Below are 20549 nucleotides of genomic sequence, written 5' to 3' on the forward strand. Positions count from 1 at the left end.
GTACGTCCAGTACGCGGGAGCCCCGGCAGCGCGCCGAGGCACGGCACCGGACGACGCGGCCAAGGCCGACAAGATCCGAAAGAGACGGCCTAGGCCGCTCCTCCCCGCCGATGTGGCCGCGGCCCCGCTGGAGCTCGTAGGCGATTGCCCGCTCAGCGGCGGCCGGTGGCCAGGATGACGAGGAACTGGCCGCCGCCCGCCTCGATGGCGGCGGTCACCGGCAGCCCCGGCACCAGTCGGGAGAACCGGTCCACCAGCCAGTCCGCCGCCTCTTGGGCGTCCTTCTTGGTCGGACAACGGCCCACCATCTCGCGGCCCCCCTTGCGCTCCAGCCTGTCGGCAACGGCGATCAGCGGCGCGGGTTCGACCACGTACAGGCTCTCCGGCCAGGCGATGACCACCTTGACCGCACCCTTGCGGCTATTGCACCCGCGGTGCGCGAGCCGCTCGGCGACCTTGGCCTTCCGGTCGGTGGTCCGACTGTCGACACTGGGCCCCCGGGCGTCATTCACCGACTCATCGGGGTCGACCGGTTCGTCACACACCCAGCAACGCCATCCGTCGCGCTCGGCCACATCATCAAGAAGACTCATCCGAGCAAACTAGCCTGCCCGGCCGCCACCCGCGTACCAGGGCCCCGGCAACGTCCCAGCACCGGGCAACAGTCAGGCCGCGGCCGCGGCCGAGGTCCCTATCGAGGCCTGGTCGGGGTTGCCGTGACCCGCCGGGGTGAACCTGGGGGCTTCTTTCGGGGCTGACCGGCCCATGTCCCTGATGATGGGGCCGCTCGGGGCAACGGATCAAGCACTGCTGGGAGACGCGCATGGTGGTAGGGGCCGGTACGCAGGAGGACCGTGGCGTGGGTCGGGTGTGGGTGGTGCGCCTGGACCCCTACGGCCGTCCCTCCGCCGGCACGGTCCGGCTCAGCTGTTCCCGTCCGGCCTGCGCCGAACAGCGCCTGCCCAGCGCCGCCGAAGGGCGCAAGGCCGCGGTGGGGCACCTCAACACGCACCTGGCCCATATCCGTACCGGAGGCGGCCCGCGCCCCGGAGCCTGGTGCGGCTGCCGTGCCGCGGACTGCGCGTGGCACACCTCCCCTACCACCACCCTCCCCAGTCGGCGCTCCGAAGCCCGGCCGTCGACGGGACCGGGACGGTGCGGGGGCCCGGTGGTCCTGGCGGTGACCGCGGACCGGGCCGGACGGCTTTGGCGGATCGCCGAGATGTGCGCGCGCTGCGCGGCCGCCACGCCCGACTGCCGTGTCCTGGACACCGCCGCGCTCCCGGACCGGAACAACGCGGACCCGAGCACTGGGGGACGGCCGGGGCCAGAGCGGCGGCACACGGGCGACACGGCCGGCGGCGGGGGTTCCGCGGCCGTGTTCTCCGATCACGACTCCTCTCCCGTCTCCCCCGAGGCCGGCGCTCCTTCTCATCTGGCTGCCGGGCCTGCTCCGGTGCCCCGCGCCCGCGCCGCCTCATCGGCCGCCGTGCCGCGGCGGGCGAAGCGGTGGGGGAAGATCGCGCAGCGGACCGTCGCCCACGACCTGAAGCCCGACGTACTGCGCGTGGAACTCATCGAGCTCGGCGACGCGTTCAGGGACTATCAGCACGGCTCCGAACCCGACCTCGCCCTGCTCGCCGAGCTCCACGAGCGCAAGGCGCGCGCGTTCGCCCTGTGGGCCGACGTCACCGGGGACCAATCCCTGCGCCACGAGGCGAAGCGCGCCGAGAGTGCCGCGCAGACCACCCGCGACATGCACGCCAACCGTGTGGGACTGCCCGTCGGCGGCGCGGGGAGCCCGGACATGCCGATGGTGGAGCGGCTGCTGACCCGCAACCACGCCGTACACGCCCGCGCCGTGCTCGACTACGTCCGGACCCACGCTCCGCACCCCGAACCCGAGACGCACCTCATGGTGCTTCTCCTCACCCTGCGGGCCGCGCGGGACGGCACCGGAAACGTCACCGGCCAAGACCTCTCGGGCTGGCTTCCCGACGGTGCCGAGCAGGTGCTGGAACGGCTGGTCGGGGCCGACTGGCTGCGCCTGCCCGGGAGCGTTGCGGAGGCCCTGGCCTCGCGGCCCGAGGACTTCACCGCGTTCACCGTCCCCGCGCTGCTGCCGGACCGGCCCCGCCCGTTCACCTTCGGCAAGACCACCCGGGCCAAGATCTCCGGATGGGCCCAGAAGGTGGTCGGCGACCGCAAGCTCCGTAAGAAGAAGGTGGGCGCCGCCACCCGGCTCCTCGCGCTGTACACCGCCGCCCACACCCGCCCCGACGCCCGCCTCGGACACGCTGGAGACGACGGACTCCCCCTGGACGAAGCCTCCGCGTTCTGTGCTCTGACGTCCGAGGAAATCGCCGAGCACGCCGCGCTGCTGGTCGCCGCCGACTGGCTCACCGAGGCGGACACCGGCAACGGAAGGCTGCGCGGACGGCTCGCCGAGCGGGTCCTGCCGCTCGGCGGGCTGCTGTAGCGGTCGCGGGCTTCAGACGAACGTCACCCTCGAAGAGAACGTCCGACTCGTCTTCGCGCGACACCGGACGTCGCCGGATGACCGGTGGGGCGACCCCCTTCGCGCTCGCAGCGGCGCGATCATGGCCACCGTGCACAATGAATGAGGAGATGGGGTGTCGTGCGAAGCCCTCCGGGGTGGCTGCGGACACCACACGGGTGGGATTCACCGAGAGGGAGGGCTCTGGTGTCGTCTTCGAAGCCGGTCGCGACCGTAACCGGTACTCAGCTTCCGATCTGCGTCACCTGCGGTGTGCAGTACGGGGCGCCGCGAACCGATTGCCCGGTCTGCCTGGACGAGCGGCAGTACGTCGGCTGGAAGGGGCAACAGTGGACCAGTCTCGCCGAGTTGCGCGCCAGTGGCCCGCGCGGCCGGTTCGATGAGGAGGGTCCCGGCGTGCTCGGGGTCGGTGTGGAGCCGTCGGTGGCGGTGGGCCAGCGTGCGCTGCTGATCCGCACGGAGTCCGGCAACGTGCTGTGGGACTGCGTGGGTTACCTCGATGACGATCTCGCCGTGGAGATCGAGAAGCTGGGCGGGATCAGTGCGATCGCCGTCAGCCATCCGCACTTCTACGGCACCATGACCGAGTGGGGCCGGGCCTTCGATGCCCCGGTGTACGTCCACGCCGCGGACCGTGACTGGGTCGGGCGGCCCGATCCGGTGATCGAGTACTGGACCGGCGACACGCACCTGATCGCACCCGGTATGACGCTGATCAACGCGGGCACGCACTTCGCCGGCGGCACGGTTCTGCATTGGGACGATGACCCGGAGGGGCGCGGGGCGCTGTTCAGCGGGGACATCTTCATGGTGGTGATGGACCGGCGGTGGGTCAGCTTCATGTACAGCATCCCCAACTTCATTCCGGAGCGGCCGAGCACCATCCGCCGCGCGCTCGCCCTGGTCGAGCCGTTCGCCTTCGAGCGCATCTACGGAGCGTTCTGGGGGCGTGTGGTCACCGCGGACGGCGCGGCCGCGGTGCGCCGTTCCGCGGAGCGGTACCTGCGCTTCGCGCTGGAGGACGGTTCGTAGCGGGGAGAAGGCCACTGCGGGAGGCGGACGCCGGCATGGGCCGCGTCCTCCTGGACCCCCACCCCGACGGCGCCCTGAAGTCATGACGTACGTTTCCACATGATCAACATTTCAGGAGGAAGCGATGTCCCTCTTCATCCCAGACTTCGATGAGACCGTCGTCGTACGCGCCGCCGACGCCGAAATGATCGGCGCGGGCGGCCCGGTGACCAACCAGTTGCTCGTCGACAGCCCCGCCACGGGAGGCGCGCTCTCCAGCATGCGCGTCACCCTCGGCAAGGGCGCGAACGGCGCCCGCCCGCACCACCACGGCAAGTCCGCGGAGATGTTCTACATCCTCGACGGCACCGCCCAGCTGCTGTCCGGTGATCAAGTGGTCACCGCCGAGCGCGGCGACGTGGTCGTCGTACCGCCCGGCACCCAGCACGCCTTCGCCGCCGCGCCCGGCGAGATCGCGGACATGCTCGTCATCATCACGCCCGGTGTGGAGCGCTTCGAGTACTTCCGCCACCTGGAGCGCATCCGCTACGGGAAGGTGCCGCCGGAAAGCCTCCTCGAAGTCCAGGAACTGTACGACTCCTACTTCGGGACCAGCGCGATCTGGGACGCCGCACGCGGATAGCACCGCGGGGCCGTGCGGTGAGGCGCTCGCGATGCGGGGGTGGCGATCAAGCGGAGGGGATGCCGGCGTGCGTGCAGAAGCCCGTCTCAAGACCGGTCAGGAATGGAGAAGCCACGGCCGCCGCGCGGCCCCTAGCGTGGTGGTCATGGCAAACACCGCTTCCACCGCAGCCCACACGTCCCTCGCGTCCGTCACCCTTGAGGTGGCCGACCCTGAGGCCGCCCACCGCTTCTACAGCGCCTTCGGCGTGGACTCGTACGTGAGCCTGCGGGCGTCCGAGTCGCACTCCACCGGATTCCGGGGCTTCACGCTGGCGCTCACGGTGTCCGGTCCCGCCACCGTCGACGGCTTCGTCGGCGCCGCCGTGGAGGCCGGCGCCACGGTGCTGAAGCCCGCCACGAAGTCGTTTTGGGGGTACGGCGGCGTCGTCCAGGCCCCGGACGGGACGACCTGGAAGATCTCGACCTCGGAGAAGAAGGACACCGGCCCCGCCACCGGTGAGATCGACGAGGTCATCCTGCTGATCGGCGTCGAGGACGTGAAGGCCACCAAGCAGTTCTACGTCGACCGGGGCCACACCGTGGCCAAGAGCTTCGGCGGCAAGTACGCCGAGTTCGCCCCCGGCCAGTCCAGCCCCGTCAAGCTGGCGCTGTACAAGCGCCGCGCCCTCGCCAAGGACCTCGGCGTCCCGGCCGACGGCACCGGCTCGCACCGCATCGTCCTCGGCAGCACCACCGACACCTTCACCGACCCCGACGGGTTCGCCTGGGAGGCCGCCGCGTCGGCCGCCCCCATGCCGTCCTGACTCCCGGTCCCCGCACTCCCGCCCAGCCTGCCCCTTGTACGAGAGGAAACCTGCCATGACGTCCACGAAGTCGCCCGTAGAGAACTCCGGAACGACCACCGAGAAGTACAGCGGATTCACCGCCGAGGAGCGGGCCGCGATGAAGGAGCACGCGAGCGAGGAGAAGAAGGCGGTGGCGCGGCGCGGTTCCTCGCGGGCGGAGAAGGAGGCGGCGGCGGAGCGGGACGTGCTCGCGAAGATCGCCGAGATGCCGGAGGCGGACCGCGTCCTCGCCGAGCGGATCCACGAGATCATCAAGGCCGCTGCTCCGGACCTCGCGCCCAAGCTCTGGTACGGGATGCCCGCGTACGCGAGGGACGGCAAGGTCGTCTGCCACTTCCAGAGCGCGGAGAAGTTCAAGTCGAGGTACGCCATGCTCGGCTTCAGCGACCAGGCGGCTCTCGACGACGGCGCCATGTGGTCGACCTCCTTCGCCGTGAGGGAGCTGACCGCGGCCGCGGAAGAGCGCATCAGGGCGCTCGTCGAGAAGGCTGCGGGCTGAGGCCGGCCCGGCCGCGTGCGCGGCGGCCGGGATCCGGGCGACTCGGGGGAACTGGTCGAACCCGCCGTTGTGCCCGCGCGGTCGGCGGGGCGGCGCAATGCCCGCCGCCCCTGCGAGCTTCCGCTTCCGCTACCCGGTCGCCGCCGGTTCTGTGAGCCTCGGCTGCGGCGCGGGCCCGGGGCGGGCGGGCAGTGGGCCGGCGGGGGTTTTGCGGGCGTGCAGGACGTGCGCCTCCAGGGGTAGGGGGGTGTGGTCGAGCAGTTCCAGTCCGGCGTCGGCGAGCAGTCGGGCGTAGTGCTCGGCGCGGCGCTCGCGGCCGCCGACGTTGCACATCATGTGGAGGTCCCAGGCCGTGGCGAGCGAGGGGGAACCATCGGTGGGCAGGAGCCGTTCGATGACCAGCAGGTCGGCGTGGGCGGGCATCGCGCGGGCGCAGTGGCGCAGGATCTCCCGGCACCGGTCGTCGTCCCAGTCGTGCAGGACGCGGGAGAGGATGTAGACGTCGCCGCCGTGCGGCACGTCCGCGAAGTCGCCGCTGCGGTAGTCGCAGCGGGCGCCGCAGCCCGCGGCGTCGAGCGAGCGGCGGGCGGCTTCGACGGCGTGGGGGCGCTCCAGGAGGGTGCCGCGCAGCTTCGGGTGTGCGGTGAGGATGCGGCCGAGGAGTTCGCCGTTGCCGCCGGCCACGTCGACGATGGTCCGGGGGGTGGGTGCCTGGGCCGCGGTGGTGATCACGGGGTGGGCGGGGAGCGGCTGGAACATCCGTGAACTCGCCGCCATGGAACGGTCGAAGAGGTCGGCGAGTTCGGGGTCGCGGGCGAAGTGGTCGAAGTGGTTCTCGCCGAAGAGGTGGTCGAAGGCCGGCTGCCCGGTCCGTACGGTGTGGTCGAGGGCGGCGAAGGACCCGTAGAAGGGGCCCGCGTACATCAGGGCCAGTGGGCGCATCGTGTCCGGGGAGTCCGCGCGGAGCAGGGCGCCGAGCGGGGTGAGGCGGAAGCCGTCCTGTTCTCTGGTGTCCGCGGTGTTCGCGGTGTCCTCCGTGTCCTCGGCCACGACGCCGAGCATCGTGAGGTAGCGCAGGAGTGTGGCCAGGCTGTCGGGGTGAGTGGCCGTGCGCCGGGCCAGTTCCCGGGTGCTGGTGGCGGCTTCGGTGTCCATGGCCTCGGGCAGCCGCAGGCGTGCGAACGAGGCGATGGCCTGTGTGGTCCACGCTCCGGTGAGGAGGTGGAGGAGCGTTTCAGCGGGCCGATCCACGCCAGGGCCCTCGTCGAGGCGGGCGGCGGCGAGGTGGGCGGCGAGGGCGTCACGGTGGTTGCCGGGCGTGTAGAGCTCCAGGCGCCGGTAGCCGCACGCCTCGTCCGCGGGAGTGGTGAAGTAGAGGACGGTGCCGTCCTCGTGCGGGTTGTACCCGCCGCCGTCGGGACGGGCGCCGTGCCGGGTGAGTACCGTGCACAGGCCGCGCAGCACGAGCGGGTCCGGGTGCTCCAGTTCGAAGGCCAGGTGGGCCTCGTGGCCCCGTACGCGCTCGTGGTCGGCGATCGCTTCCAAGGGCGAGCGGGCGGGCACCATGAGGGCGAACACCTCCACCGCGCGGCGCTCCCCGGCCGGGCCGTGGACGCGCGGGCGCAGGATCCGGACGTCGAGCTCGGCCGCGTCGCGGCGGTGGCGCCGGGCGAGCCGTTCCCGCACGACGACGCTCGGCTGGGACGGGGTGTCGGCGGCGAGCCCGCAGTCGGCGAGTTGGCCGCGCAGGTCATGCGGGTCGGTCGGGAAGAGCAGCAGGCCGACGTGGGCGAACCGGCAGTGCACGGCCAGCGACTCCAGTTCCGGGCCGCGCAGACCGGGCAGCAGGAGGGGCAGGAGGGTGGCGGTGTCGTGTTCCCGTACGAAGGCGGCTGCCGCGCGCAGGCGGGCCGTGTCGTCGGGAAGCATCGTTTCGTCTGAGAGGGCCGCCGGTCCGGCGGGGCGCGTCGCCTCGTCGGCGAGGGTCGCTTCGTCGGGGAGGGTCGTCGTCATCGGGGAGGTTTCCTCGGGCGGGTGCTGGGGTGGAGCGGAGCGTGTGGACTGGGCTGGGGCCGGGTGGAACCGGGCGGCCCGGGAGGGACGGTGGTCATACGCCGACGTAGTTCTCGGCGAACCAGTTCTGGTGGGCACGGGACGTGCGCAGGGAGTCGAGGCGGGCGCGCCTCAGGGAGGCGTGGAAGAACGATCCGCCTGAGTGGTCCTGGCCGGGAATCTCGTGCAGCAGCCCGGTCATCCACTGGGTGAACTCCTGTGCGCGCCAGATGTGCGCCAGGCACTGCGCCGAGTACCGGTCGAGGGCTGTGCCGTCCCCTCCGGCGAGGACCTCGGCGAGGGCTCCGGCCAGGATCTCCGCCTCCAGGACCGCCAGGTTCGCGCCCTTCGCGGCGGCCGGTGGGGTCAGGCTCGCGGCGTCACCGGCGAGCAGGAGCGAGCCGTGGCGCAACGGTTCGACCACGTCGCACTCCAGGTCGACGACCCCGCGCTCGGTGATCGGACCCCTGCGCAGCGGGCCGTGCTCCGCGGCGCGCATCCGCAGGTCGAGTTCGTCCCAGATCCGCTCTTCGGACCAGGCATCGGCGGGGGCGCCACGCCGGCACTGGAGGTAGTAGCGCGTGACCTGCGGGCTGCGGGCCATGTGGCCGGCGAAGCCGCGGTCGTGGACGGCGTAGCCGACGGCGTCGAGGCTGGGCGGAGCTTCGGCGAGCAGGCCGAGCCAGCTCACGCCGTGGTCGTGGTGGTGGCGCACCGCGCCGGGCGGCAGCGAGCGGCGGGCCGCTCCGTGCCGGCCGTCGCAGCCGGCGACGTACCGGGCGTCCCACCGGGTGGGGCGGCCGTCCGGCTCACGGGTGGTGACGTACGGCCGGGCGCCGTCGGTGTCGACGTCGTGGACGGCCAGCGCCTCCGTACGGAAGCGGATCCGCCCACCGGCGTCGAGGTAGCGCGTCAGGAGGTCGGTCAACAGGTTCTGCTGCGGGTAGACGGTGTGCTGCTCGCCACGGCCGAGGGAGCCGTAGTCGAGGCGGAAACGGCCGTCCTGGGTGCGGAACTCGCAGGTGCCGTGAGTACGTCCGTGGCGGTGCAGCCCGGCGGCGAGGCCGTGGCGGTCCAGGATCCGCACGGTGTTCGGCGCGAGGAAGCCGGCCCGGGCCCTGGTCTGTACGTGTGAGCGGGCGGCGCGTTCGAGGACTACGCAGTCGATCCCGGCGGCGAGCAGGAGGTTGGCGAGCACCAGGCCGGCGGGGCCGGCGCCGAGGACGACCACATCGGCTGATTCGCGTAACGTTCGGTAATTCTGGCTTTCTGTCATAGAGCGGGAATCATAAGCACGGAAGAAGGCGCGGACGATCATGAGTAATCCGAACGCGGTAATAGAATTACAATCGCCCGACTATCCTTCAGTAACGCCGCCCGGCTCGGGGAGCAGAGCAGCCCGTCGACCCTCCGGTGCCGGCGAAGCACCGCACGGACAACAGCCGTTCGCTCAGCACGGTGCGTGATGGAGCGCCGGGGCGACGTGGCAACCAGCGGTGTTTGGGCGTCATCGGCGGGTGACGGGTTGCCACTTGGTGGAACGTGGTTCCTGGTACGGCCGGAGTGCTAGCCCGGCTCGGCAGGGTCGTGGGTGATCAGGTCTCCCGGCTGACACTGAAGGACATCGCAGATCCTCGACAGGGTCGAGAAGCGGATCGCCTTCGCCCGCCCGTTCTTGAGAACGGACAGGTTGACGACGGTAATTCCCACCTGCGCGGACAGTTCCGTGAGCGTCATGCCGCGCTCGGCGAGAACCCGATCGAGATGGATCCGGATCGCGTGGAGTTCCTCGTCAGGCATCAGATGGTCCCTTCGAGGTCCTCTCGCATGCGCACACCCTCGCGCATGATCTTCCCCATGATCACTGCGGCGAGTCCGGCGAGGACGAGCACCTGCGGCCCGGAGACCGTCGGCCCGGAACCCGCGATCGGCACCATACTCCCGACGAGCCAGGACTGTGACCAGCCGACCACGAGGCCGGCCAGCGGTGTGCCCACGGCGACGAACCATCCGAGAACCGAGAGGCGCCGCGACACCGTGTCGGTAAACGGACCCTGCACCATGACGGCCTTGAGCAGCCGGGAGAAGAGCAGCAGCGCGAAGGAGCCGAACAGTAGCCAGGGCAGTTCGCCCCCGAGGTCGGCGGCGCGCTGGCCCGTGGAGGGACCGTCCTGACAGAGGCGCGTGGCGCTACTGGATGCCTTCACGGCCTCGCCGATCGGCAGGCCGTCTCCCAATGAGGCATTGGCCCAGAAGCCCGTCTGCACGCAGACCACCCCGTCGTCGAGCATGTGCGTGACCCCCGTACCGACGAAGGCGAGCCCGCAAAGCATCGCCAGCGCAAAGGTCACCGAGGCCAGGGTCCTCGTGAGTCGCGTGTTCATCGCATCCCCTTCCTATCGATTTTCGATATACCCAACAGTACGGGAGCATATCGATATTCGACAAGTCCACGGCTGCCGACGAGGCGCGGCGCGGCGCGGCGCGCGGCACCCGGCCCCCTCCGGCGACATCGGCGTGAGCCCCCCGACGGGCCTCGAAACCCCGGGTAGCGGCAGGCACCGCCAGGGCGCGGGCGTCCCGAAACACGTGGCCGCTCCTGGCCGCAATGCCCGTAGCAGAATGTCCGGTTATCGATCCCCTCTCGGGGAACACGAGGCGCCTTCCCGTCAGTTCACCGAGGAGAACCAGGGCGAGCCCGCACAAGTCGTCCTGGACCGAAAGACCTTGGGCAAGGAGAAACCGTGCGCATACTCTTCACCGGACCGGCCGCGGCCGGCCACCTCTTCCCGATGATCCCCACCGCGCAGGCCCTGCGCGGCGCTGGACACGAGGTACTGTTCGCGGGCTCGCAGCCGGTGAACCGGCTCCGCGAGGCGGGATTTCCGTTCGTCGAGATCGGCGACGGTCGCACCATCATGGACATGTTCGAACAGTCCACCGGCGGGGAGGTGCGCTACGTCGCCCCCGACATGACCCCGGACCAGATTCTCGAAAGGGCGGCCCGCGTCTTCGCCCAGCTCTCCCGCTCCACCGTGGACGGCCTGCTGGAGGCCGCCGACAGCTGGGGCGCCGACTTGCTCGTCTACGACTCCTTCCAGGCCTCCGCCCCGCTGGTCGCGGCCAAGCTCAAGATCCCGTCGGTGGTCCAGAACTTCGGCATCACTTCCGGCCTCGACATGGTCGGCCGGCTCGCCGGCAACTTCACCGAGGCCTACGAGACGTACGGGGTGGCCGGCCCCGCACAGCCCACCGCGCTGAACATCGTCCCCGCCTCGCTCGGCGGTGACCCGGGCGGCCTGCGGATGCGCTACCTGCCCTACAACGGCGGCGGCACCATCCCCGCCGAGCTGCTGCGCCGCGGCACCCGCCCGCGCGTCGTCATCACGCTGGGCACCGTGCTCACCGAGCTGGACGGAGTCCGCGCCATCGTCCGCCTGATCGAGGCCGCCGCCTCGGTGGACGCCGATTTCCAGCTCGCCGTCGGAGACGCCGACCTCGCCCCGCTCGGCACCCTCCCGGACAACGTCCACCCGCTGCCCTGGGTTCCGCTCGCCGAGCTGCTGACCGCCTCCGACGCGCTGATCCACCACGGCGGCTCCGGCACCCTCCTCACGGCCCTGCAGGCCGGCCTGCCCCAGCTCCTGCTCCCCCAGGGCGCCGACCACTTCACCAACGCCGCGGCGCTCACCGCGACCGGCGCCGCCCTGCGCTCCGCCTCCGACGAGGTCGACTCCGCGCTCCTCACCCGCCTCGTCACCGACCCGGCCCTGCGCGAGGCCGCGTCCCGCCTCCGGGCGGAGAACGCAGCCCTGCCCAGCCCGGCCGAAACGGTTTCCGCCCTGGAGGCCCTGGTCGCCTCCTAGAGCGCGGAACAGCGGTTGTGGCGGGGCGCCCCCAGGCCGTCCCTTTCGGACCCTGCCGGGCCCCCGCCACCCCTCAGCCGTGACTCAGGAGCACCTTCAGCAGCTGATCCGGCGCCTCCCGCATGACGTTGTGGCCGGTTTCGACGGCGTGCGTCCGCCACTGCGGCGAGCAGCGGCAGGCGACGGGCCAGCTTCTCCTCGGGGTCGCCCACATAGCCACTGGCCTGACGCTGTTCGCGACGGTGCGGCGCGCTGACGAGCCGGGGTGATCCCCCAGTCGGCTTCGTGTTCGTCGCCGACGCGGCCTCGATCGTCAGTCGAGGCCTTCGATGATGCGGAAGTCGCGCTCGACGCCGTCAGCAAGTACGGCCAGTGCCTCCTGGTAGGCCGCACTCGCGCGTGCGGCGACCGCCTGTTCGAAGCTGTCGAACTCGATCAGGATGGTGCGCTCGGCGATTCCGGCGTCGTGTACGACGACCCGGCTGCCGCGGGAGAGCACCCGCCCGCCCGCGGCCCTGACGGCTGGACCGGCCAGCTCGTCGTAGGCAGCAAGCCTCTCAGGGTCTGCGATGGTGCGGTAGACGCTGACCCAGTAGCCCTTGGCCACGGTACCTCCTGTGTTCGGAATTGGTGATCAGAAGCATGCTCAGATCCATGGCCGGCGCGCTGTGGGTCAGCGAGCCGACGGAGACGGCGTCGAAGTCGGACGGCTTCGATCCTCAGCTTCCGGTTCGACTCGACCGGCCCAGGCCCGGCACACCGACCGGGGCCGTGGTCGGATTGGTCTCGGGTGGGCGTCGGCGGGCGAGGGCGAGGCCGGCCGTCGTCGTGATCGCCATCGCGGCGACGCCGACCAGCGCCGCGGTCGTGTAGGCGTCGTCGTTCGGGAAGAGGCGGCCCGTGGCGGTGCCGGCGGCCAGCACCAGACCGCCGATGGCGCTGCCCAGGGAGTACCCGACGCTGCGGACGACGTAGTTGAAGCTCATGGCGCTCGACGTCTCGCTCTTGGGGGTGACGGCCAGGATGACGCCGGGCATGGCGGCCGAGAAGCTGCCGACGCCGAAGCCCAACACGCCCATGGCAGCGAGCAGTTCGGCCAGGTCGGACCGGGCGGTGGCGAACAGGACGAACCCGCCGCCGACGATGGCCGCGCTGCCGGCCAGGATCAGGGGGCCGTCGATCCGCGTCCGGACCCGCGGCGTGAGCTTGCCGGCGACGAACCCCAGCACGGAGAACGGGATGAGGACCAGCCCCGCCACGAAGGTGCTCAGTCCGAAGCCGTAGCCGGCGCTGTGCGGCGTCTGCGCGTAGCGGGTGATGAGCGTGAGCAGGAGGTACATGCCGCTCCCGCCGACGAACATGGCGATGTTCGCCCCGGCCACCGCCGGGTGCCGTACCGCCCGGACGTCGACCAGGGGCGTCTTGGTGCGCAGTTCGGAAACGGTCCAGACACAGAGCAGGAGTACGGCGGCGACGGCAAGGGTCACCCCCACGGCGAGGTGTCGGCTCCACATGCTCCTCTCGCCGGCCAGGAACAGGACGAGGAGCAGTCCACCCGCCAGGACGAGCGCACCGGCCACGTTCACGTGAGCGGAGCGGCCTACGGGAGCTGCGGGCATGGAGCGCCACGCGGTCACGAAGGCGATGGCGGTGACGAGCAGGCCGAGGCCGTAGGCGGCCCGCAGTCCGCCGAACTCGGCGAGCAGCGCGGCCAGCGGGTAGCCGACGCCGGCTCCGATGATGGAGACCACTGAGATCAGGGCGATCGTGGCCGCGCTGCGCTCTTCGGGAAGATGGTCGCGGGCCACGCCCATCATCAGCGCCGTGAGACCGAGTCCGACGCCTTGGGCCGCTCTGCCCACGAGCAGCCAGGCGAACGGCAGCGGCAGCACGGTGAGCGCGCTGCCGACGACGACGATCGCCAGCGTGGCGAGAATCGTGGCCCGCCGGTGCGGACCGGCTCCGAGCCGGCCGAGAACGGGTGTGGCGACGGCGCCGCTGAGCAGGGCGATGGTCAGCGTCCACTGCGCGCTGTCGAGGGAGACGTGGAACGTGGTCGCCACGCTGGTGATGAGCGGCGTCCCGAGGCTGGCGACCGCCGCCACGACCAGGGCGATGAACATCAGGGCGGGGACCAGCAGACGTGCCTCGGAACGCATCAGGGCAGTGCTGGGCCGGTCATGAGCCTGGGCCGCGGTCACCGGTCCGACTCCTCTCGGGCGCGGCTTTCGAGCTCCGCCAGATGCAGCAGCGCCGGAAGCGCTGCCGCCAAGGCCTCGACCTCGTCACCGGTGAGTTCGTCGATCAACCGCGCGTACGCGTCGACGCCCGCCCGGCGTCGCGTCCGGACGTACGACGCGCCGGCCTCGGTCAGGCACACCAGGGTCACCCGCTTGTCGGACGGATCACCCTTCCGCTCGACCAGCCCGGATTCCTCCATCACCCGGACCAGGACGGTCATCGCGGGCTGGGTGACGCCCTCGGCCACCGCCAGATCGGTGATCCGTCGCGGGCCGGTCTTGTCCAGGGTGGCCAAGGTGGCGGCGGACGTCAGGCTCATGTCGCGGGGAAGGCGTCTCACGGCCCTGGTGGCCAGACCGTAGAGGGCTGACCCGATGGCATCGGAAGCGCCGTGCGCGACGTCTCGGCGACTCATGCCTGAAGCATAGCAGTTTTATATTAATCCTTTATGCATCTCCCGATCAGGGTTCGTGAAGTCGACGTCGAGTCTCGGGTCGTACGCCTCGGGCTGGACGCCGAGTTCGTGGGTGCCGTATTCGCCGAACCGGTTGATGCGGTCCGGATGGGCACCCCGGCGGGCGAAGGTCGCGCCGCAACTCTGTTCAAGTCGTTTACCTGCTGGTAACTTACGGCTCTGTTACTGCCAGTAACACGCGTCTGTCCCGGTGATCCATCAACCGAATCCGAGGGAACCATGCACCGCATCGCCATGGGGAAACTGGCAACAGCAGTCGCCACCGCTCTGGCCGTCACCGCCCTTCCGGCGACCACGGCTGTGGCCGCCCCTTCCGCCTCGTCGACGGCCGCGGCGGACGGTTCGTTCTACACCTACGACGGCAGCAGGCCCTTGGCCTCGTACGCACCGGGCGCCGTGCTCAAGACGCGGACGCTGCAGTACCACGTCGTCGGCATTCCGACGCCGGTCAAAGCGATCCAGCTGCTGTTCCGCACCGTCGATGCGCAGGGCCGCCCGTCCGCCGGGGTGACCTCGATCGTCCGCAGCCCCAACGGGGACGCCGGCAAGGCCGTGTCGTACCAGTCGTTCTACGATTCCCTCAACCCTGCGGACTCACCGTCACGGGCCATCGCGGGCGACGTCTCCCTCGGCGGCCTGATTGCGAACGGCGAGTCCCTCCTCCTGGTGCCGCTCCTGCTGGCGGGTTACAACGTCATCATCCCGGACAGTGAGGGACAGGCCGCCGACTTCGCGGCCGGCCCGGAGTACGGAACGAACACGCTGGACTCGATCCGGGCCGCGAGCCAGTCCCCGGAGACCGGCCTGAACTCCGCCACCCGGGTGGGTCTGGCCGGCTACTCGGGCGGAGCCATCGCCACCCACTGGGCGGCCGCGCTCGCGCCGAGCTATGCGCCGGACGTCGACAAGAGACTGGTGGGCTACGCCGAGGGCGGGCTGCTCGTCGACCCGGCGCACAACCTCAAGTACGTCAGCGGCAGTTCCATCTGGGCCGGTGTCGCGCCCATGGCCGTCCTCGGGGCCGCGCGCTCCTACGACATCGACTTCACGCCCTACCTGAACAGCTACGGCCAGCAGGTGTTCACGAGGCTCCAGCGCGGGTCGATCGTCAACGCCCTGGGCCAGTACCCGGGACTGACCTGGAAGAAGATGGTGAAGCCGGAGTACGCGAACCCGAATTCGGTGCCCGCCTTCGTCGAAGCGGTGAACAGGCTCAACCTCGGCTCGGCAGCCACCCCCAACGCCCCCGGGTTCATCGTGCAGGGCAACGGAGGCGTCTTCGAGGGCACCCTCAGCAATCTTCCGGGGATCGGAAGGGGTGACGGGGTCATGGTCGCGGGAGATGTGCGCGCGCTGGTCCGGCAGTACTGCGACAAGGGCAGCACATCGATCAAGTACCAGCAGTACGACCTGCTGAGTCATGTGGGAGCCGCCGTGCCGTGGGCACCCACCGCTCTGGGCTGGCTCAACGACAGGTTCGCGGGCAAGACGCCCCCGTCCGACTGCGGCCGGATCCCCGAGGGCAATTCACTGGCGCCGGAGGTCCCGACGGCGGGGTCCTGACGCCCCCTGCGTGCGGGGTCCCTGGGGCCCCGCACACCAGGATGGCCCGGAGGCCGCCGTCTTCGCGAAGGATGCGTCGTCGTGGTTGCTCCCCTTGATCGCAACGGGCTTGAGCGAAACTTAGGTTGACCGGCTAGCGGATCACGCCATGGCTTGCAACGATCACCGGGTCGGCGGCGAGCGAGATGCGACTACCGAGGAGCCCTCAGTGCCCACCCTGCCCTGGACCGTTCCCAACCCTCCCGAAGGGCACGAGGCCGCGCTGATCATGGCGTCGCGCTTCGAGGTCCGGAGCTTCAAGGACGTGCCGCGTTTCTTCCTCAACGCGCTCGCGGCGTGGCGTCAGGTCCGCAAGGCCCCGGGAGCCTTCGGTGCCTCGCTCGTCGCCCGGCCGTTCAAGCGGACGTTCCAGACGCTGTCCGCGTGGGAGAGCCGTGAGCAGCTCATGGCGTTCGTCAAGACGGAGCCGCACCGCTCCATCATGACGACGATGCGCCCCACGATGAGCAATGCCACGTTCCTGTTCTGGGACGCCTCCGTCGCGGACCTCCCGATCAGCTGGGCCGAGGCCGAGCGAAGGCTCGACGAGCAGGCGGCCAAGGAAGCTCAGGGGGCCTGACCGTCCGGCTCCCGGTTCAGCCGTCGCCTTCTTCGGTCTTGAAGGTGTGGAACCCGCGGCGGTGGTAGTTGGGCAGCGCGTTCGGGTTGTCCCCCGACGATGTGTGCAGCCATACCCGGCGCACGCCCGGCACCAGTTTCCAGCCCTGCCGGATCGCGAGCGTCAGCGCATGACCGCCGAAGCCCTTGCCGGTGAACTCCGGCAGGAGACCGAACGTCCGGATCTCGACGTCGGCGCCCGGATGGAGGTCGTAACAGACCATGCCGGCCGGCTCGTCGGCCAAGGTCAGCAGCCAACAGGTCCGGTCCGGATGCTCGGCGAACCACGCCTGCCACTCCTGGGGGCTACGGCGGGCGCTGCGCCACTGGTACGGCGCGCCGACCCTGGCCATCAGGTCGGGAACCAGCGGCAGGTCCTTGTCAACGGCAACGAGTGTCATTCCCGGGACCGGAGCTCCGGGAACGAGCCGGCTCGGGTCGGTCATCTCGACGTACGTCACGATCTTCGTCACCCGAGGAAGGCTATACGCGCCCCGGGCCGTCGAGATCGAACAGCAGTCGAGACCGAGCGACATCAGGCCCGGAGCCTGCTCGCCGTCAGGGCGTCCTTGACCTCCTGCACCACGCGGGCGGCGTCTTCGGGGCTGTTCACCACATCCGTGTGGTTCATGTCCACGACGAGGACCTCGCTGGCCGAGTAGTGCTTGTGCACCCAGTCGTCGTAGCCCGACCACAGCGTCCGGTAGTAGTCGACGAGGCCCTCGTCCTGCTCGAAATCGCGGCCCCGCAGCCCGATGCGGTGCAGCACCGTCTCGAAGTCCGCCTTGAGGTAGATCATGAGATCGGGTGCCTTGCGGTACGGCAGGCCGTCGATTTCGCGCATCATCTCGTCGAGCAGTCCCTCGTACACCCGCATCTCGAGGGAGCTGATCCGGCCCAGGTCGTGATTGACCTTGGCGAAGTACCAGTCCTCGTAGATGGACCGGTCGAGGACGTTGTCGCCCTGCTTGTACGCCTCCTTGATCGAGGCGAACCGCGTCTGCAGGAAGTAGAGCTGGAGCAGGAAGGGATAGCGCTTCGCCTGGATCTCCTCGGGGCTCGCCGTGTAGAAGAGCGGAAGGATCGGGTTGTCTTCCACGCTCTCGTAGAAGACTTCGCTGCCCAGCTCCTTGGCAAGGAGCTCGGCCACGCTCGTCTTGCCGATCCCGATCATGCCTCCGACGCAGATCACTGCCATACCTCACTTCTCCCTGGGGGTCTTCTGTTCGCGGGCGGGTGGGCCGGGCGCCCCACACCATGGGGACGCCTGTCGGCGGTCACTCGATTCCCCAAGACCTTCATGATCGGCGTCACGTGGTCCCCGTACGGTCCGAGGCCCCGAAGCGGGATGCCCTCCCCGACCGGCCGGACCGGCCGGACCGGCCGTTCCGCAGTCGCCGCGTACAGCGTGAGCCACCGCCCCGCGGCCGCCTTGAAGCATAAATGACGCTTCGCCCGCCCCGTGCCGCCAGAGTGCCGCCGCCCACCTCACCTTGGTCTCCGGCGCCTTCACCGGCCGGGGCGGGCGATTGGCGGAGGTCCCGCGGAGGAAGTTGACAACGTTTCAGTTTCGGTGGCCGGTCAATCTGACCGAAAGACTTCCGGAGTGATGCGACATGTGAAATTTTACATGTCACATGTCAACCGCCCGTGTTCCCAGCACGCGGCCAGCGGCCCCGGAGGCCCCCACAGATGCATCCGTTCCGGATATCGAAGGCCAACGCGCGCAGACTTCCCGCGCTCGGCGCAGCCGTCTTCCTCGCGCTCGGCCTGTTCGCACCACAGAGCCAGGCCGCCGCCGCCGTCGGCGCCAAGACCCCGGCCGGTGGGAACGTACGTGGATCCGCGGCATCGGCGCCGCGGTCGATCCCGGTCCCCAAGTCCCCCGATGCGATGAACGGCGGCTCCCGCTTCCGGATCTCCTCGCAGGACAGTACCGAGGAGTCCGCCCCGGCACCCGCCCCGGCCGTCACGCCCGTCAGGGACGCCAAGAACACCAAGCACGTCAAGGCCGGCCAGCGGTCCTTGGCCGCCGCCGCGGACGAGTGCGGCGACATCTCCGGCGTGATCAACGCCACGGGCGGCGCGTTGGTCCAGCAGCTCAAGGCCCTCCCCCGGATCTCCTGTACCTACCCCCTGTTCAACCTCACCGGGGAGAACGCGCAGAAGGCCTTCCGCGAAGCCCAGATGGTGACCGTCGCGGGCGCGCTGCGCGACGCCTCCGCCGCCTACTCGGGCGACAACAGCGCCGGCATCGGGCAGCTGGTGCTGTTCCTGCGCGCCGGCTACTACGTGCAGGACAACAACGCGAGCGCCGTCGGCGACTACGGCACGGCACTGGACGGCGCCGCGCACGGCGCGCTGGACGCCTTCTTCGCCTCCCCGCGCAGCAAGGACGTCACCGACGCCAACGGCGAGATCTTCAACGAGGTCGTCACGCTGATCGACAGCACCCACGCCGCCGGCCGGTACGCCGGCGTCATCAAGTGGATGCTCGGCAGCTACGACGGCACCTGGCCCGGCCAGATGAACCTCGCCATGCAGCACGTCGAGTGGGTCGTGGAGAACGGCTTCAAGGCCAAGAACGACGACCGCGGCTGGCGGGCCGCGCTCAAGGCCGACCCCGCCATCCTCGACACCTGGGCCGGCTTCATCACGCGCAACGGCGCGCAGCTGAACCGCTTGGACGTCGTCAGCAACGTCGGCCGCTTCCTCGGCTACGCCCTCGACGTACCCGAGCTCAAGGACCGGCTGCGGCCGCTGCTGAAGGACCTGATCAACCGCTACCCGAACGTCGGCCCCACCGCGCCGATCACCATGAACCTGGGCTGGTACACCCGCCAGTACGACCGGGGCAACTGCGCGGCCTACGCCATCTGCGATCTGGGCGAGCGCGTGCTCCCCGCGATCCTGCCGATCCAGCACACCTGCACCCCGGGCCTGAAGATCCGCGCCCAGGACATGTCCCCCGGTCAGCTGGACGGCACCTGCACCAGCCTGGTCAACGAGGACGCATACTTCCACCGGATCATCGGCGACAAGGGCCCGATCCCCGGTGACGTGAACACCAGCCTGGAGGTCGTCGTCTTCGACGACTACACCCAGTACTCGCTGTACGCCTGGGCCATCTACAACATCGACGTCGACAACGGCGGCATGTACGAGGAGGGCAACCCGGCCGCCGCCGGCAACCAGGCGCGCTTCATCGCCCACGAGGCCAGCTGGCTGCGCCCGGACTTCCAGATCTGGAACCTCAACCACGAGTACACCCACTACCTCGACGGCCGCTACGACATGGCCGGCGACTTCGACGCCGGCATGACCACGCCGACCACCTGGTGGGTCGAGGGCATCGCCGAGAACATCTCGTACGGCTACCGGGGCGTGCGCAACGCCGACGCGATCGCCGAGGCCGGCAAGAAGACGTACAAGCTCAGCGAACTGTTCGACACCGTCTACGGCCAGGACGCGGACCCCGCGGTCAACTCGAACCGCGTCTACCGCTGGGGCTGGCTCGCCGTCCGCTACATGCTCCAGGCGCACCCCGCCGACATGCAGACCCTGTTCGACAAGTACCGCGCCGGTGACTGGAACGGTGCCCGCACCCTCCTGAAGCAGACCATCGGCACCAGCTACGACGCGGGCTTCACGACCTGGCTGACGACCACCTGCGCGACCAACGACTGCGGCCCCCTGCCGGAGGCCTCGTCCACCCCGCTCTGCACGATCAGCGACCCCCGCCAGTTCGACAAGAACTGCCGCCGGGACAACCTCGCGGCCACCGCCGGCAACTACAGCTACCACTTCCTGTACCTGCCGGCCGGCGTCAAGCAGCTGACCATCACCAGCAGCGGTGGCACCGGCAACGCCGACCTGTACTACGGCGGCAGCAGCTGGGCCACCACCAGCAGTTACCAGGCGAAGTCCACCACCGCCGGCAACAGCGAGACCCTGACGATCGACAACCCGCCGTCCGGCTGGGTCTACTTCAGCCTCGCCGCCGCGCAGGACTTCACCGGTGTGAGCGTCTCCACGCAGTCCAAGTGACCCGGTACGCGGGGGTCTGAGCGTGACGGGGGGGGGGGGGGGGGGGCGTGCGGGGGGGGGGGGGGGGGCAGCGGAGGAGGAGAGAGAAGAGAGAGAGACGCCAGCCCGCGCGGACGGAGCGAAGGAGTCT

19 protein-coding genes are annotated in these 20549 nt (G+C 70.3%); 9 read left to right on the forward strand and 10 right to left on the reverse strand.

All coding sequences use genetic code 11. From position 1 onward, the window contains the following. Nucleotides 1-152 precede the first annotated feature (152 nt). Nucleotides 153-593, reverse strand: coding sequence for a hypothetical protein (locus ACFXDJ_RS32435; protein WP_384655870.1), 441 nt, complete (start codon nt 591-593; stop codon nt 153-155). A 230-nt stretch (nt 594-823) separates the two neighbouring features. Between ACFXDJ_RS32435 and ACFXDJ_RS32440 the strand changes: the two genes are divergently transcribed. From ACFXDJ_RS32440 to ACFXDJ_RS32460, 5 genes are all read left to right on the forward strand, one after another. Next, on the forward strand, nt 824-2479 hold the full coding sequence (locus ACFXDJ_RS32440) for a hypothetical protein (protein ID WP_384655872.1): 1656 nt from the start codon (nt 824-826) through the stop codon (nt 2477-2479). 225 nt (nt 2480-2704) lie between these two features. After that, entirely contained in the window at nt 2705-3550 is an 846-nt protein-coding gene (locus ACFXDJ_RS32445; RefSeq protein WP_384655875.1) for an MBL fold metallo-hydrolase, read from the forward strand. A gap of 124 nt (nt 3551-3674) precedes the next feature. Next, nucleotides 3675-4172, forward strand: coding sequence for a cupin domain-containing protein (locus ACFXDJ_RS32450; protein WP_384655878.1), 498 nt, complete (start codon nt 3675-3677; stop codon nt 4170-4172). Between the two features lie 145 nt (nt 4173-4317). After that, nucleotides 4318-4977: a glyoxalase gene (locus ACFXDJ_RS32455; RefSeq protein ID WP_384655881.1), complete on the forward strand. Its 660-nt coding sequence runs from the start codon at nt 4318-4320 to the stop codon at nt 4975-4977. Nucleotides 4978-5032: 55 nt separating this feature from the next. Further along, the gene (locus ACFXDJ_RS32460) at nt 5033-5518 is read left to right on the forward strand and encodes an iron chaperone (RefSeq protein ID WP_384655884.1); all 486 of its coding nucleotides are present in this window, start codon (nt 5033-5035) and stop codon (nt 5516-5518) included. 129 nt (nt 5519-5647) lie between these two features. Here the strand turns inward: ACFXDJ_RS32460 and ACFXDJ_RS32465 are convergent, their stop codons facing one another. The 4 genes from ACFXDJ_RS32465 to ACFXDJ_RS32480 all read right to left on the reverse strand — a co-directional run bounded on the left by ACFXDJ_RS32465 (nt 5648) and on the right by ACFXDJ_RS32480 (nt 9954). After that, the gene (locus ACFXDJ_RS32465; RefSeq protein ID WP_384655920.1) at nt 5648-7447 is read right to left on the reverse strand and encodes a methyltransferase; all 1800 of its coding nucleotides are present in this window, start codon (nt 7445-7447) and stop codon (nt 5648-5650) included. Nucleotides 7448-7625: 178 nt separating this feature from the next. Then, on the reverse strand, nt 7626-8846 hold the full coding sequence (locus tag ACFXDJ_RS32470; protein WP_384655887.1) for a 4-hydroxybenzoate 3-monooxygenase: 1221 nt from the start codon (nt 8844-8846) through the stop codon (nt 7626-7628). Nucleotides 8847-9136: 290 nt separating this feature from the next. Further along, entirely contained in the window at nt 9137-9370 is a 234-nt protein-coding gene (locus ACFXDJ_RS32475; protein WP_384655889.1) for a helix-turn-helix domain-containing protein, read from the reverse strand. Next, entirely contained in the window at nt 9370-9954 is a 585-nt protein-coding gene (locus ACFXDJ_RS32480) for a DUF2975 domain-containing protein (RefSeq protein ID WP_384655892.1), read from the reverse strand. Before ACFXDJ_RS32480 ends, ACFXDJ_RS32475 begins: the two co-directional genes overlap by 1 nt. A gap of 360 nt (nt 9955-10314) precedes the next feature. Between ACFXDJ_RS32480 and ACFXDJ_RS32485 the strand changes: the two genes are divergently transcribed. Next, on the forward strand, nt 10315-11436 hold the full coding sequence (locus ACFXDJ_RS32485) for a nucleotide disphospho-sugar-binding domain-containing protein (protein ID WP_384655895.1): 1122 nt from the start codon (nt 10315-10317) through the stop codon (nt 11434-11436). Nucleotides 11437-11749: 313 nt separating this feature from the next. On the opposite strand, the gene ACFXDJ_RS32490 is transcribed toward ACFXDJ_RS32485, so the two are convergent. From ACFXDJ_RS32490 to ACFXDJ_RS32500, 3 genes are all read right to left on the reverse strand, one after another. Further along, nucleotides 11750-12043, reverse strand: a complete 294-nt coding sequence (locus tag ACFXDJ_RS32490) for a DUF1330 domain-containing protein (RefSeq protein ID WP_384655898.1) — start codon at nt 12041-12043, stop codon at nt 11750-11752. 112 nt (nt 12044-12155) lie between these two features. Beyond that, nucleotides 12156-13595, reverse strand: coding sequence for an MFS transporter (locus ACFXDJ_RS32495; RefSeq protein ID WP_384655900.1), 1440 nt, complete (start codon nt 13593-13595; stop codon nt 12156-12158). A gap of 38 nt (nt 13596-13633) precedes the next feature. Next, the gene (locus tag ACFXDJ_RS32500) at nt 13634-14092 is read right to left on the reverse strand and encodes a MarR family winged helix-turn-helix transcriptional regulator (RefSeq protein WP_384655903.1); all 459 of its coding nucleotides are present in this window, start codon (nt 14090-14092) and stop codon (nt 13634-13636) included. A gap of 279 nt (nt 14093-14371) precedes the next feature. Between ACFXDJ_RS32500 and ACFXDJ_RS32505 the strand changes: the two genes are divergently transcribed. After that, a complete protein-coding gene (locus ACFXDJ_RS32505; protein ID WP_384655906.1) occupies nt 14372-15715 on the forward strand; it encodes a lipase family protein in 1344 nt (447 codons plus the stop codon). Nucleotides 15716-15923: 208 nt separating this feature from the next. Continuing rightward, complete coding sequence (locus tag ACFXDJ_RS32510; protein ID WP_384655909.1) at nt 15924-16334, forward strand: DUF3291 domain-containing protein; 411 nt, start codon at nt 15924-15926, stop codon at nt 16332-16334. A 16-nt stretch (nt 16335-16350) separates the two neighbouring features. On the opposite strand, the gene ACFXDJ_RS32515 is transcribed toward ACFXDJ_RS32510, so the two are convergent. Beyond that, nucleotides 16351-16845 carry a GNAT family N-acetyltransferase gene (locus ACFXDJ_RS32515; RefSeq protein WP_384655912.1) on the reverse strand — a complete coding sequence of 165 codons (495 nt, stop codon included), beginning with the start codon at nt 16843-16845 and terminating at the stop codon, nt 16351-16353. Nucleotides 16846-16907: 62 nt separating this feature from the next. Continuing rightward, nucleotides 16908-17570, reverse strand: a complete 663-nt coding sequence (locus ACFXDJ_RS32520) for a deoxynucleoside kinase (RefSeq protein WP_384655915.1) — start codon at nt 17568-17570, stop codon at nt 16908-16910. Nucleotides 17571-18064: 494 nt separating this feature from the next. Between ACFXDJ_RS32520 and ACFXDJ_RS32525 the strand changes: the two genes are divergently transcribed. Beyond that, nucleotides 18065-20419: a collagenase gene (locus tag ACFXDJ_RS32525; protein WP_384655918.1), complete on the forward strand. Its 2355-nt coding sequence runs from the start codon at nt 18065-18067 to the stop codon at nt 20417-20419. Nucleotides 20420-20549 lie beyond the last annotated feature (130 nt).

Origin of the sequence: Streptomyces sp. NPDC059443, from assembly GCF_042750105.1 — a bacterium.
GTDB lineage: Bacteria > Actinomycetota > Actinomycetes > Streptomycetales > Streptomycetaceae > Streptomyces.

Coding starts and splice junctions, on each gene's coding strand:
- ACFXDJ_RS32435 (WP_384655870.1), bottom strand. CDS start 593: ATGAGTCTTCTTGATGATGTGGCCGAGCGCGACGGATGGCGTTGCTGG.
- ACFXDJ_RS32440 (WP_384655872.1), top strand. CDS start 824: ATGGTGGTAGGGGCCGGTACGCAGGAGGACCGTGGCGTGGGTCGGGTG.
- ACFXDJ_RS32450 (WP_384655878.1), top strand. CDS start 3,675: ATGTCCCTCTTCATCCCAGACTTCGATGAGACCGTCGTCGTACGCGCC.
- ACFXDJ_RS32455 (WP_384655881.1), top strand. CDS start 4,318: ATGGCAAACACCGCTTCCACCGCAGCCCACACGTCCCTCGCGTCCGTC.
- ACFXDJ_RS32460 (WP_384655884.1), top strand. CDS start 5,033: ATGACGTCCACGAAGTCGCCCGTAGAGAACTCCGGAACGACCACCGAG.
- ACFXDJ_RS32465 (WP_384655920.1), bottom strand. CDS start 7,447: ATGCTTCCCGACGACACGGCCCGCCTGCGCGCGGCAGCCGCCTTCGTA.
- ACFXDJ_RS32470 (WP_384655887.1), bottom strand. CDS start 8,846: ATGACAGAAAGCCAGAATTACCGAACGTTACGCGAATCAGCCGATGTG.
- ACFXDJ_RS32475 (WP_384655889.1), bottom strand. CDS start 9,370: ATGCCTGACGAGGAACTCCACGCGATCCGGATCCATCTCGATCGGGTT.
- ACFXDJ_RS32480 (WP_384655892.1), bottom strand. CDS start 9,954: ATGAACACGCGACTCACGAGGACCCTGGCCTCGGTGACCTTTGCGCTG.
- ACFXDJ_RS32495 (WP_384655900.1), bottom strand. CDS start 13,595: ATGCGTTCCGAGGCACGTCTGCTGGTCCCCGCCCTGATGTTCATCGCC.
- ACFXDJ_RS32500 (WP_384655903.1), bottom strand. CDS start 14,092: ATGAGTCGCCGAGACGTCGCGCACGGCGCTTCCGATGCCATCGGGTCA.
- ACFXDJ_RS32505 (WP_384655906.1), top strand. CDS start 14,372: ATGCACCGCATCGCCATGGGGAAACTGGCAACAGCAGTCGCCACCGCT.
- ACFXDJ_RS32520 (WP_384655915.1), bottom strand. CDS start 17,570: ATGGCAGTGATCTGCGTCGGAGGCATGATCGGGATCGGCAAGACGAGC.
- ACFXDJ_RS32525 (WP_384655918.1), top strand. CDS start 18,065: ATGCATCCGTTCCGGATATCGAAGGCCAACGCGCGCAGACTTCCCGCG.